General features: G+C 69.0%; 10 protein-coding genes and 2 pseudogenes. 6 read left to right on the top strand and 6 right to left on the bottom strand.

The window, feature by feature from the left end:
• The 3 genes and pseudogenes from ASJ79_RS33140 to serC form a co-directional block, all read right to left on the bottom strand.
• A pseudogene (locus tag ASJ79_RS33140) lies at nucleotides 1-121 on the bottom strand (AAA family ATPase); the annotation flags it as partial.
• A 63-nt stretch (nucleotides 122-184) separates the two neighbouring features.
• A pseudogene (gene sepH, locus ASJ79_RS12255) lies at nucleotides 185-805 on the bottom strand (septation protein SepH); the annotation flags it as partial.
• A gap of 91 nt (nucleotides 806-896) precedes the next feature.
• Nucleotides 897-2012 carry a phosphoserine transaminase gene (gene serC, locus ASJ79_RS12250; RefSeq protein WP_067955472.1) on the bottom strand — a complete coding sequence of 372 codons (1116 nt, stop codon included), beginning with the start codon at nucleotides 2010-2012 and terminating at the stop codon, nucleotides 897-899.
• A 220-nt stretch (nucleotides 2013-2232) separates the two neighbouring features.
• Here serC and ASJ79_RS12245 point away from each other — a divergent pair, with 220 nt between their 5' ends.
• From ASJ79_RS12245 to ASJ79_RS12235, 3 genes are all read left to right on the top strand, one after another.
• On the top strand, nucleotides 2233-3261 hold the full coding sequence (locus tag ASJ79_RS12245) for a diiron oxygenase (RefSeq protein WP_067955470.1): 1029 nt from the start codon (nucleotides 2233-2235) through the stop codon (nucleotides 3259-3261).
• Nucleotides 3262-3275: 14 nt separating this feature from the next.
• Nucleotides 3276-4955 carry an FAD-dependent oxidoreductase gene (locus ASJ79_RS12240; RefSeq protein WP_067955468.1) on the top strand — a complete coding sequence of 560 codons (1680 nt, stop codon included), beginning with the start codon at nucleotides 3276-3278 and terminating at the stop codon, nucleotides 4953-4955.
• An 80-nt stretch (nucleotides 4956-5035) separates the two neighbouring features.
• Entirely contained in the window at nucleotides 5036-7681 is a 2646-nt protein-coding gene (locus tag ASJ79_RS12235; RefSeq protein WP_067955466.1) for a family 1 glycosylhydrolase, read from the top strand.
• Here the strand turns inward: ASJ79_RS12235 and ASJ79_RS12230 are convergent.
• The 3 genes from ASJ79_RS12230 to ASJ79_RS12220 all read right to left on the bottom strand — a co-directional run bounded on the left by ASJ79_RS12230 (nucleotide 7678) and on the right by ASJ79_RS12220 (nucleotide 9947).
• On the bottom strand, nucleotides 7678-8139 hold the full coding sequence (locus tag ASJ79_RS12230) for a VOC family protein (RefSeq protein WP_067955464.1): 462 nt from the start codon (nucleotides 8137-8139) through the stop codon (nucleotides 7678-7680). The genes ASJ79_RS12235 and ASJ79_RS12230 overlap by 4 nt on opposite strands.
• Nucleotides 8140-8211: 72 nt before the next feature.
• The gene (locus ASJ79_RS12225) at nucleotides 8212-8832 is read right to left on the bottom strand and encodes a maleylpyruvate isomerase family mycothiol-dependent enzyme (protein WP_067955462.1); all 621 of its coding nucleotides are present in this window, start codon (nucleotides 8830-8832) and stop codon (nucleotides 8212-8214) included.
• On the bottom strand, nucleotides 8829-9947 hold the full coding sequence (locus ASJ79_RS12220) for a citrate synthase 2 (RefSeq protein ID WP_067955460.1): 1119 nt from the start codon (nucleotides 9945-9947) through the stop codon (nucleotides 8829-8831). The genes ASJ79_RS12225 and ASJ79_RS12220 overlap by 4 nt, the downstream gene beginning before the upstream one ends.
• A gap of 66 nt (nucleotides 9948-10013) precedes the next feature.
• Between ASJ79_RS12220 and pdxH the strand changes: the two genes are divergently transcribed.
• The 3 genes from pdxH to ASJ79_RS12205 all read left to right on the top strand — a co-directional run bounded on the left by pdxH (nucleotide 10014) and on the right by ASJ79_RS12205 (nucleotide 12816).
• Entirely contained in the window at nucleotides 10014-10670 is a 657-nt protein-coding gene (gene pdxH / locus ASJ79_RS12215; protein WP_304439112.1) for a pyridoxamine 5'-phosphate oxidase, read from the top strand.
• Nucleotides 10671-10758: 88 nt separating this feature from the next.
• Nucleotides 10759-11409 (top strand): TetR family transcriptional regulator, encoded by a 651-nt coding sequence (locus ASJ79_RS12210; protein WP_067955454.1) that lies wholly within the window; start codon nucleotides 10759-10761, stop codon nucleotides 11407-11409.
• Nucleotides 11410-11511: 102 nt separating this feature from the next.
• Nucleotides 11512-12816 carry a citrate synthase gene (locus ASJ79_RS12205; RefSeq protein ID WP_082753808.1) on the top strand — a complete coding sequence of 435 codons (1305 nt, stop codon included), beginning with the start codon at nucleotides 11512-11514 and terminating at the stop codon, nucleotides 12814-12816.
• The last annotated feature ends 4 nt before the right edge of the window (nucleotides 12817-12820 follow it).

The following is a 12820-nucleotide window of genomic DNA, read 5'->3' as shown; positions in this document are numbered from 1 at the left end:
CGCGGTTGATCTCGTCGGCGAGCAGGAAGTTGACCACCACCGGGCCGAGTTCGATGTCGAACTCCTCCTTGCCCTGGCGGTAGATCCGGGTACCGATGATGTCGGTGGGCACCAGGTCGGGCTGCGGTTCGGGGGCGGGCGCGGGTGCGGGTGCGGGTGCCGGCTGGGGCTCTTCGAGGGCCAGCTGTGCCACCGCGGCCAGCGGCCGCAACGGGCGTGCGAAGTTCGGGTCGATCAGCTCGGATGCGGCGTCGTCGAACGCGGTGATGGTGCCGCCGTGGGCGCCGGGTGCGTAGCGGAAGTGTGCGACGTTGTCCGACATGCCGGCCTTCCACGCCAGCTGCACGGTCCACCGACCGTCCTCGTTGCGCCAGGCGTCCCAGTTCGTCCCGTCCGGGTCCAGGCCGCGGGCGATGAGCGCCGAGGTGACCGTCTCCAGCAGCGTCAGCACCGACGGACCGTCGGCGAGGACAGGATGCGCGGCGGTGGCCAGTTCGGCCGCGCGGGCGCGCTCCAGCAGTACCGGATGGGCGAACCGTTCGACCCGGGCGATGTCGACCCCGGCGGCCGCGGCGACCTGCTCGACCGACGCGCCGGCCCTGATCTTCGACTGGATCTCGCGGGGACGCAGCAAGGTGGGAACCTCGACATCGATCGTAGTTTGGCTGGCACCGGCACGGTCGCCGCGCACGGCGGCCTTGAGCCGGTCATCGGAGCGAAGGACGAACTTCTCGTCGGAGTCGCCGGCTTCGCAGATGATGCGTCTGCCGTCGGCGTCCAATCCGACGACCCTCAGCTCCCTCATTCGCGACCTCCTCCGGGCTTGCGCGGGCCCGATATGAAAGGTCACCCTACTGCGTTATCAACCCGTAACCGCGGTGACACGCGGCGCGGGCCTACAACCGCTCGACCACCCAGTCGACGCACGCGGTCAGCGCGCTGACATCGTCGGGATCCACTGCCGGGAACATCCCGACCCGCAGCTGGTTCCGGCCCAGCTTGCGGTAGGGCTCGGTGTCCACGATCCCGTTGGCCCGCAGGATCTTGGTGACGGCCGCGGCATCCACGTCGTCGGAGAAATCGATCGTCCCGACCACCTGCGAGCGCAGCGCCGGGTCGGTGACGAACGGCGTCGCGAACGACGCCGCCTCGGTCCACGAGTACAGGCGTGAGGACGACTCCGCGGTGCGCTTGACCGCCCAGTCGAGGCCGCCGTTGCCGAGCAGCCACTCGATCTGTTCGGCGAGCAGAATCAGCGTTCCGATGGCGGGGGTGTTGTACGTCTGGTTCTTGACGCTGTTGTCGATCGCGAGCGGCAGCGACAGGAAGTCCGGCGCCCAGCGCCCGGCGCCGGCGATGGCCTCGACCCTGGCCAACGCGGCGGGGGACAGGACCGCGATCCACAGGCCGCCGTCGGCGGCGAAATTCTTCTGCGGCGCGAAGTAGTAGACGTCGGCCTGGGTGATGTCGACGGGCAGGCCGCCCGCCGCGGAGGTGGCGTCGACCGCGACGAGCGCGTCGCCGGAGCCCTCGGGGCGCACCACGGGCACGGCCACCCCGGTCGACGTCTCGTTCTGCGCCCACGCGATGAGGTCCACCGACGGGTCGGCCTGCGGCGCAGGTGCGCTGCCCGGCTCGGACTTGATGACCACGGGCTCCCCGACGAACGGGTTCTTGGCCACCGCGGAGGCGAACTTCGTGCTGAACTCGCCGTAGGTCAGGTGCAGTGAGCGCTTGTCGATCAGGCCGAACGCGGCGGCGTCCCAGAACGCCGTCGACCCGCCGTTGCCGAGGATCACCTCGTAACCGTCGGGGAGGGAGAACAGCTGACGAAGCCCGTCGCGGACGCGGCCGACGAGGTTCTTCACCGGTGCCTGACGGTGCGAGGTGCCGAACAGGTCGCCGGCGGCGGCCAGGGCCTGCAACTGCTCCGGCCGGACCTTGGACGGCCCGCAGCCGAATCGTCCGTCGGCGGGCTTCAGGTCGGCGGGGATGTCCAGGTTCTCGGCCATGGCGTCCAGCCTAGAACCGGAGGTCAGGCCGCGATGATCCGGGCGTCGTCGGCCCCCGGGGCGAACATCCGACACCCAGGGCCGTAGTGATCCACGTCACATGTGATGTGGATAACCCCGGTGGCGCACATCCAGGTGGGGGCTCTGGTTAATTCATGGGACCGCGGGTACTGTCACTGGACAACGGGCAGACGAATGTAAACCTCACGGGAGGCCGCCAATGGCTGTCAAGGAAGCTCGGACGCGCATGATCCGGCGCTGGCGCAAGAACATGGACGTGCTCGACGACACCGAGTACGTGGAGACGCTGACCACCCTGTCCGAGGGATCGGTGCGACGGAACTTCAACCCGTACACCGACATCGACTGGGATTCGCCGGAGTTCGCGGTGACACCGGGCGACGAGCGGTGGATCCTGCCCGGCACCGACCCGTTTGGCAGGCACGCGTGGTATCAGTCCCAGCCGAAGGAAAAGCAGATCGAGATCGGGATGTGGCGGCAGGCCAACGTCGCGAAGGTCGGCCTGCACTTCGAGTCCATCCTGATCCGGGGCCTGATGAACTACGCCTTCTGGGTGCCCAACGGTTCCCCGGAGTACCGGTACTGCCTCCACGAATCGGTCGAGGAGTGCAACCACACGATGATGTTCCAGGAGATGGTCAACCGGATCGGCGCCGATGTCCCCGGCATGCCGCGGATGCTGAAATGGCTGTCGCAGTTCATCCCGCTGGCCGCCGGCCCGCTGCCGATCCCGTTCTTCTTCGGGGTGCTCGCCGGCGAGGAGCCGATCGACCACACGCAGAAGAACGTGCTGCGTGAGGGCAAGTCGCTGCACCCCATCATGGAGCGCGTGATGGCGATTCACGTCGCCGAGGAGGCCAGGCACATCTCGTTCGCGCACGAGTACCTGCGCAAGCGGGTGCCCCACCTGAAGCGCAGGCAGAAATTCCTGCTGTCGCTGAACGTGCCGATCATCATGCGGGTGCTGTGCCAGGCGATCATCGTGCCGCCGAAGTCCTTCTGGCAGGAGTTCGACATCCCCCGCTCGGTGAAGAAGGAGATCTTCTTCGGCACCCCGGAGGCGCGGCAGTTCCTGCGCGACATGTTCGGCGACGTCCGGATGCTGTGCCACGAGACCGGCCTGATGAACCCGTTCGCGAAGCTGATGTGGCGGATCTGCAAGATCGACGGGCCCCCCAGCCGCTACCGCAGTGAGCCCGCGCGGCAACACGTGGTCAGCGCCGCCTAGGACAGGATCCCCCAGTGCCTCATGTGGTCACCCAGTCGTGCTGCAGCGACGGGTCCTGCGTCTACGCCTGCCCGGTCAACTGCATCCACCCGACGCCGGACGAGCCCGGCTTCGCGACGGCCGAGATGCTCTACATCGACCCGGCCGCCTGCGTGGACTGCGGGGCCTGCGTCTCGGCCTGCCCGGTCGGGGCCATCGCCCCGGACACCCGGCTGACACCCGAGCAGCTCCCGTTCGTCGAACTCAACGCAGCGTTCTACCCGAAGCGTGACGGCAAGCTGCCGCCGACGTCGAAGCTGGCGCCGGTGCAGGAGGGGCCCGTTGTGCACCCGAGGCCGGAAGGGCCGCTGCGGGTCGCGATCGTCGGTTCGGGGCCGGCCGCGATGTACGCCGCCGACGAACTGCTCACCCAGAAAGACGTGCGCGTCAACGTCTTCGAGAAGTTGCCGACGCCTTACGGTCTGGTGCGCGCCGGCGTCGCACCCGACCACCAGAGCACCAAGCGGGTGACGAGGCTCTTCGACACGATCGCCGCCCGTCCCGGTTTCACGTTCTACCTCAACGTCGAGGTGGGCTCGGACCTCACCCACCACGAACTGCTCGACCACCATCACGCCGTCCTCTACGCGGTGGGCGCGCCCGACGACCGGCGCCTGGATGTCGACGGCATGGATCTGCCGGGCACCGCAACGGCCACCGAGGTGGTCGCGTGGTACAACGGCCATCCCGAATTCGCCGGGCTTCCAGTGGATCTCAGCGGTGACCGGGTCGTCGTCATCGGCAACGGCAACGTGGCACTCGACGTGGCCCGCATCCTGACCACCGATCCGGACCTGCTGGCGCGCACCGACATCGCCGATCATGCGCTGGCAGCGCTTCGCGACTCACACGTGCAGGAGGTCGTGATCGCGGCCCGGCGCGGGCCGGCGGCCTCGGCGTTCACGCTGCCGGAGCTGATCGGCCTCGCCTCGACGTGCGAGGTGGTGCTCGACCCCGCCGACCACGAACGCGTGCTCACCGCCCTGGCCGAGACCACCGACCCGCTCACCCTCAACAAGCTCGAGATCCTGTCGAAGCTCGGCGACGCTTCCGCGCCGATCACCCGGCCCCGGATCAGGTTGGCCTACCACCTGACGCCGCGGCGGGTGGTGGGGGAGCAGCGGGCCACCGGCGTGGAATTCACCGTGACCGGAACCGAGCAGACACGGGACCTTCCCGCGGGTCTGGTGCTGACCTCGATCGGCTACCGCGGCAAACCCATCCGGGCCCTGCCGTTCGACGACGCCGCAGCCGTGGTTCCCAACGCCGGCGGCCGGGTGATCGATCCCGGGACCGGCGAACCGGTACGCGGTAGCTACGTGGCCGGCTGGATCAAACGCGGACCGACGGGCTTCATCGGCACCAACAAGTCCTGCGCGGCCGAGACCGTGCACAATCTGGTGGCCGACTACAACGACGGTCTGCTCGCCCGCCCCGTCGAGAAGGCGACGGCGCTGCCCCGGTTCGTCCGCGGCAGGCAGCCGGCCGTGATCGACGCCGACGGATGGAAGGCCATCGACCGCGCCGAGATCGCCCGCGGGGCCGGGCTTCGCCCGCGCGACAAGTTCACCTCGGTCGCCGAGATGACGGGTGCCGCCGCGAGTACGTTCACCCCTCCGGTGCATCGGCGGCTGCTCGCCGGTCTTCGTCGCTGACTCATTCCACCCACTTCTGCGGGCGGGCGGAGTTTGGTCAAACCGGTGACCGGGCCCGCCGGGCGGAGGTATGCAAAGGCATGGGTTCAGCGCAGTGCGTGGGTCGCGTCGGAGCGTTGGCGGTCGCGCTGGGCGTCGGGGCCGCGGTGTTCACCGGTTCCGGCGTCGCGTGGGCGACCGAGGACGCCGCCGGGGCCACCACGTCGGAGTCCGAACGCACGGCGACCGAGGCGGGCGGGGACAGCGGGCCGGAGTCGGACGGCGACGCCGAGCCGGAACTGGCCGCTGACCCCGAGGCTGTCGACGATGTGGATGAGCAGGAGCAGGAGCAGGAGCAGGAGCAGGACACCGAAGACGCCGACCGCGAGGACGACGACCGCGAGGACACCGACGTCGAGGACGCCGACGTCGAGGATGCCGGCGACGACGAGCCGTACGGTACTCCCGACGACGACGAGCCGGTCCTCGCACGTGACGACGACACCGCCGAAACCGAAGGCCGGGGCGAGCCGGACCGGGACGTCCCGGTCGAAGCGGCCGAAACCATTTCGTCCACCACGGTCGAGGACCCGGTCGACACAGGCGCGAGCCAACGCCTAGCCGTCGAACAGGGCGCCGCGGTCTCGACGACGACTCTCGATCCGCCCGAGGTGCCGTCCTGGCGGCCGTGGCCGACCGCGTTCGATCTGCGCACCGCCGTGACCTATGTCGTGCAGCTGACCACCAGCTTCGTCGACGCGGTGCTGAGACCGTTCGCCGCGGATCCGCCCCGGCCGCCGGCCGACCCGTCGGGCTGGGCCCTGCTGGCCTGGGTGCGGCGGGAGCTCTTCAACGGCACGCCCACCCCCGTCGAGAATCCGGTGCCCCACACCCAGAGCCTCACCGCCGACGGCGAGGTGCGGATCACCGGCAACGTCGGCGTCGAGGATCCCGACGGTGATGCGCTGACCTACACCGTGATCGGGCGCCCCCGCCACGGAGGCACCGTCACCGTCGACGCCGACGGCAACTTCGTGTACCGGCCGATGAACGCGATGGCCGCGGTCGGCGGCACCGACACGTTCACGGTCGCCGTCAGCGACGAGCACGACGGGCTGCACGTCCACGGCCTGTTCGGCTGGCTGCAGTTCGTGCCGATCATCGGCGACCTCCTCAACCCCGGCGGCGGGCACGGCCGCAGCGTCACCATCACGGTGAACGTGTCACCGGTCGACGGCATCGACCTCGCGCTGCCGGACGATTTCCGTTGGGGAGTGGCACATTCCGGCTTTCAGGCCGAAGGCGGACCGGGCTCTCCGGTGGACACCCGCTCGGACTGGTACCGGTGGGTGCACGATCCGCTCAACCGGCTGCTCGGGCTGGTCAACGGTGTGCCGGAGAACGGGCCGGGCGCCTACGTGTCCTATGAGGGCGACGCCGCGCTCGCCCGCGACCAGCTCGGCGTCGACACCTTCCGGATGAGCATCGAGTGGAGCCGCATCTTCCCGAATTCCACCGCCGCGGTGGACATCACCGACGAGGGCGGCGCGCTGAGCCTGGCCGATCTCGAGGCGCTCGACTTGTTGGCCGACCAGGACGCGGTGGCCCACTACCGGGACGTGTTCGCCACACTGCGGCGGTACGGCCTGGACCCGTTCGTCACCGTCAACCACTTCACGCTGCCCGTGTGGGTGCACGACCCGATCGTCGCGCGTCCGCTGATCCAGCTCGGTCTGCCGGCGCCCGCGGCGGGCTGGTTGTCGCCGACCACCGCGACGGAGTTCGAGAAGTACGCCGCCTACCTGGCGTGGAAATACGGCGACCAGGTCGACAACTGGGCCACCCTCAACGAACCTTTCCCGCCGGTGCTCACGGAGTTCCTGGCGATCCCGTGGGTCGTGCCGAACTGGCCGCCGGGGGTCATCCGGCCCGACCTGGCGTCGACGTTCCTGGTCAACCAGGCCATCGGTCACGTCGCGGCCTATGACGCGATCCACGCCTGGGACACCACCGCGGCCGCCACGGGCGGGCCGGCGGCGTTCGTCGGCTTCACCCACAACATGATCCCGGCGCGGCCCGCCAACCCGGTGAACCCGCTCGATGTGCAGGCCGCCGACGCGTGGAACCACTTCTACAACAAGTGGTTTCCGAACGCGGTGATCGACGGCTGGGTGGATGCCGACTTCGACGGCGTGCAGACCGCCGACGAGATCCATCCCGGCATGGCCGGCAAGGTCGACTTCCTCGGGGTGCAGTACTACGGGTCACAACCCATGGTGGGTTTCGGTGTCGCGCCGCTGCCGGGTTTCCCGTTCCTGCGGGGCTTCCCGATTCGCTGCTCGCCGCAGGAGCCGACCTGCAGTGACTTCAACCAACCGACCGACCCCGGCGGTTTCCGGGAGGTGCTCGAGCTCGCGGCGTCCTACGGCAAGCCGCTGTGGGTCACCGAGAACGGGATCGCCGACGACGACGACACCAAGCGGCCGTCCTACCTCGTCAACCACATCGCGGTCGTGCAGGACCTGGTGGCGCACGGAACAGACATCCGCGGATACACCCACTGGTCGTTCGTCGACAACCTGGAGTGGTCCGAGGGCTACGAGCTGCAGTTCGGGCTGTACGGTTCGGACCCGGAAACCCCTGAGCTCGAACGCATCCCGAAACCGGCGAGCATCGCGGCGCTGAGCGGCATCACCACCGTCAACGGACTGCCGGTTCCGCTGCTGCAGACCTACATCCCGAGTTAGCCGCCGTCGCCCATCTGCGACAGCACCTCGTTCATGTCGACCTCGCGGACGGTCTCGGCCAGCGACCATTGGTGGCCGAACGGGTCCCGCACCACCCCGTAGCGGTCACCCCAGAACTGCTCCTCCAACGGGTTGACGACGGTGGCGCCGGCATCGAGCGCCCGCTGGAACCGCCCGTCGACGTCCGGGCCGTGGAGGTGGATGGTCACCGGTGAACCGCCGAGCGCGGTCGGCGTGCCCGCCTTACCGTCGTTGAACTCGGGGAAGTCGTCGTTGAGAAACACCATCGCGCCGTTGATCCGCATGGCGGCGTGGATCAGCTTCCCGCCGGGTCCGGGCATCCGCACCATCTCCTCGGCGCCGAACGCCTTGGCGTAGAAGTCGAGCGTGGCCGCGGCGTCGTCGACGACGAGGTGCGGCACCAGCATGGGTTGGTTGGCTTCGTCTTTCACGGCCATGGTTACTCCTCACGGTAGGTGGACTGCCGGTACAGACCTCCACCCGATCAGAAACTCATCGCGGGCAACAGATCACACGACGGAAAATCCGGCGGGCAGCCCGTCGCGGCCGGTCAGGGCCAACAACATGGACGGTCCGTGGCCGAGCGCGACGCCGATGCGCGCCGCCAGCGCCGCCGCGTCGGCGAGCACCTCGGTGGGTGGTCGGTGGTCGATGCCGACGGCACGCGCGATGTCCAGGCCGTGGACGGCCAGTTCGAACGTCCGCGTGGGCAGGTAGCTGCTGAGCCGGATACCCAGGCCGCCGATCACCTCGATCAGCGGGTCCTCGACGGCGGCGAGGTCGGCCTGTACCCGCGAGGCCAGCGCCTCGACCGTCGCGGCCGGGTCATCACCCAGTTCGCGGCCCGCCTGCCGGCCACGCTCGACGACGGCCGCCGCACCCATCCCCGCGGCGTAGGGACGGATCTTGACGTAGTAGTCCGCCGCGTCGGCGACGTCCTCGCGCCGGGCCGCGACGTTCACATACGCGCTGACGGTGATCAGCGACCGCGAGGCATGGCCGACCAGATCCCGCACGGTCCACTCGCCGAGCCCCGGGTCACCCCAGCGCTCGTGCGGGATCCGCCGCACCAGAGCGACGAAAGAGTCTGCCGCCGAGCTGAACACCGCGCGGGCGTCGGGTGCGGTCATCGCCGGGCCAGCACGTCCCATCCCTCGACCGACTCCGGGCTGCGCGGGTCGGGGCCCACGTACACCGCCGACGGCCGCACCAGCTTGCCGAGCCGCTTCTGCTCGAGGATGTGGGCGCACCAGCCCGCGGTGCGGCCGCAGGTGAACATCGCGGGCATCATCTTCGGCGGGACCTGCGCGAAGTCGAGGATCACCGCAGCCCAGAACTCGACGTTGGTCTCGATCGCCCGGTCGGGCCTGCGCTCCCGCAACTCGGCCAGCGCCGCCTGTTCCAGCGCGGCGGCCACCTCGTAGCGCGGCGCCTCCAGTCGCTTGGCCGTGGCGCGCAGCACCCGGGCGCGGGGGTCCTCGGCCCGGTAGACCCGGTGACCGAATCCCATCAGCTTCTCGTCGCGGTCCAGGATGCCCTTGACCACCGCGCGGGCGTCGCCGGTGCGCTCGGCTTCCTCGATCATCGGGATCACCCGGGCCGGGGCACCGCCGTGCAGCGGCCCGCTCATCGCGCCGATCGCGCCGGAGAGGGCGGCGGCCACGTCTGCTCCGGTCGAGGCGATGACCCGGGCGGTGAACGTGGAGGCGTTCATGCCGTGCTCGGCCGCGCTGACCCAGTACGCGTCGATGGCCTCGACGTGGCGGGGATCGGGCTCACCCTGCCAGCGCGTCATGAAACGAGCTGTCACGGTGTCGCATTCGTCCACCGTGCGCTGCGGGACGGCGGGCTGGTAGATCCCGCGGGCGGACTGGGCGACATAGGACAGGGCCATCACCGACGCCCGGGCGAGTTGGTCGCGTGCCGTCTCGTCGTCGATGTCGAGGATCGGTGGGTAACCCCAGATCGGTGCCAGCATCGCCAGGCCGGCCTGGACGTCGACGCGGACGTCGCCACTGTGGATCGGCAGCGGGAACGGCTCGGCGGGCGGCAGCCCGCGGCCGAAGCGGCCGTCGACCAGCAACCCCCAGACGTCGCCGAAGGTGACTCGGTGGGCCACCAGATCCTCGATGTCGACGCCGCGGTAGCGCAGCGCCCCGCCGTCCTTGTCAGGTTCGGCGATCTCGGTTTCGAACGCCACCACGCCCGCCAACCCCGGGGCGAAATCCTTCGGCACCGCTGTCATGGGCCGATTGTCGCACCTGGCCCCATCGGCTGAGCCGACGGTCCGGCCCGGCGTAGCGTCTGACGGGTGGGCACATCTGATCACCTGGCGCGGATGCGCGTCGAATACGGATCGGTGGAGAAGGACGGCAGCGGTGACCTCGACGCCGACTGGCTCGAGGACGGCTGGGTTGCGCTGCTCAACCGGTGGATGTCCGACGCCGAACAGGCCGGTGTGGCGGAACCCAACGCGATGGTGATCGCCACGGTCGACGGTCAGGGCAGACCCGTCACCCGCACGGTGTTGTGCAAGAGCGTGGACGAGACCGGCATCTCGTTCTACACCAACTACGACTCCGAGAAGGGCGAGCAGCTGGCCGCGGTCCCGTACGCGTCGGCCACCTTCCCGTGGTACCTGCTGGGTCGGCAGGTCCATGTCCGCGGCCCCGTCACCAAGGTGTCGCCGGAGGAGACGGCCGACTACTGGAGCAAGCGCCCCCGTGGATCGCAGCTCGGGGCGTGGGCGTCGCAGCAGAGCAGGCCGGTCGCGTCGCGCGCGGAGCTGATGCGCCAACTCGCCGAGGTGACCAGGCGGTTCGCCGACCTCGCGGAGGTGCCGGTGCCGCCGCACTGGGGTGGCTACCGGATCGCCCCGGAGGTGGTGGAGTTCTGGCAGGGCCGGGAGGATCGTGTGCACAACAGGATTCGGGTCCGGGACGGACGCGTCGAACGTCTTCAACCCTGACCGGCCTGCCGAATCCCCTGTTGTCGACAATCGCCGCAACCTGCAGTTCCGCCCTCCGCGCAGGCAGCGACGGGATAGCATCCGGGGCGTGGCTGAATCGAGGAGGGAACCGGGCCTCGGCCTGCGTGAACGGAAGAAGCGCCGAACCCGTGCCACATTGATCGACGCCGCCGTGGGCCTCTGTGAGCGGCAGGGGTTCGACGGCACCACGGTCGACCAGATCGCCGCGATCGCCGAGGTCTCGCCGCGGACGTTCAGCCGCTACTTCCAGACCAAGGACGCGATCGCCCTGGCGCTCATCGACGAGGTGCTGGTCCGCACCGCCGCCGAGTTGGCCGCTCAACCCCCTTACCTGACCCACCTCGAAGCGCTGCGGCGCGCGTACGTGGCGATGGCCGAGGCGTCCAAGCGGGCACCCGACGGCGGGCTGTCGTCCGAGCGGCTGCTGCAGATCCTGCGCATCACCGCGTCGTCGGCGACGTTGCGGCAAGCAGCCGTCGAGTACCGCGCCAACGCCGTCGACGAGGTGGTCGCGCAGCGCATGGGCACCACGGTCGACGACCGCAGGGTCAAGCTGCTCGCCGCGGTGTGGGGTGGGTTGTTGATGACGGCGCTGCAGGATCTCGACCGGTGGACCAGGTCTGACGTCCCCGTCAGCGTCGACGACGTCATCGCGGCGTTCGAGTCCACCTATGCGGAGTTCACCGGGGAAATCATCGGTCTCGGACAGCCCGTCTGACCTTGTGGGAACCCCCCGCGGGCGTGACTCTTGGAATGGGACTACCTTCTGTAGTCAGACTCCGCGAGTTGCGATACACCCGACAGACATGAAGGGATCCCAGTGGCCGATAACGCCGAAGCCGGGCAGGAGCACGCCACGCTGGTCTACCCAGGCGGCGAGCTCGAACTCGACATCGTCAAAGCATCCGAGGGCGCGGACGGTATCGCGCTGGGTTCGCTGCTGGCCAAGAGCGGCTACACGACGTTCGACGGTGGCTTCGTCAACACGGCGTCGACCAAGAGTGCGATCACGTACATCGACGGTGACGCCGGCATCCTGCGCTACCGCGGCTACCCGATCGAGCAGCTCGCCGAGAAGTCGACGTTCATCGAGGTCAGCTATCTGCTGATCTACGGTGAGCTGCCGACCGCCGAGCAGCTGGAGAAGTTCACCACCCAGATCCAGCGGCATACGCTGCTGCACGAGGACCTCAAGCGGTTCTTCGACGGTTTCCCCCGCAACGCGCACCCGATGCCGGTGCTCTCCAGCGCGGTGAACGCGCTCAGCGCGTACTACCAGGACTCGCTGGACCCGTTCGATCCCAAGCAGGTCGAGTTGTCCACGATCCGGTTGCTGGCCAAGCTGCCGACCATCGCGGCGTATGCGTACAAGAAGTCCGAGGGGCAGCCGTTCCTGTACCCGGACAACTCGCTGACGCTGGTGGAGAACTTCCTGCGGATGACGTTCGGGTTCCCGGCCGAGCCCTACGAGGTCGACCCGGAGATCGTGCGGGCGCTGGACATGCTGTTCATCCTGCACGCCGACCATGAGCAGAACTGCTCGACGTCGACGGTGCGGCTGGTGGGTTCGTCGCAGGCCAACCTGTTCACGTCGATCTCCGGCGGCATCAACGCGCTGTGGGGGCCGCTGCACGGCGGCGCCAACCAGGCCGTGCTGGAGATGCTGGAGAAGATCCGCCAGGGTGACGACGACGTCGCGACGTTCGTCAAGAAGGTCAAGAACCGCGAGGACAACGTCAAGCTGATGGGCTTCGGTCACCGCGTGTACAAGAACTACGACCCGCGGGCGCGCATCGTCAAGGAGCAGGCCGACAAGATCCTCGGCAAGATCGGCGTCAAGGACGAGCTGCTCGACATCGCCAAGGAGCTCGAAGAGATCGCGCTGACCGACGACTTCTTCATCGAACGCAAGCTCTACCCGAACGTCGACTACTACACCGGTGTGATCTACCGGGCGATGGGCTTCCCGACGCGGATGTTCACGGTGCTCTTCGCGCTGGGCCGGCTGCCGGGCTGGATCGCGCACTGGCGGGAGATGCACGGCGAGCCGAACAAGATCGGTCGCCCGCGGCAGATCTACACCGGCTACACCGAGCGCGACTACACCGGCCTCGACGCCCGCTGACCCG

The sequence above is a fragment of the Mycobacterium sp. NAZ190054 genome (genome assembly GCF_001545925.1).
In the GTDB taxonomy this organism is placed as follows: Bacteria; Actinomycetota; Actinomycetes; order Mycobacteriales; family Mycobacteriaceae; genus Mycobacterium.
Note: the sequence above shows the minus strand (reverse complement) of the source record. Positions and strands in the feature narration are given on the sequence as shown.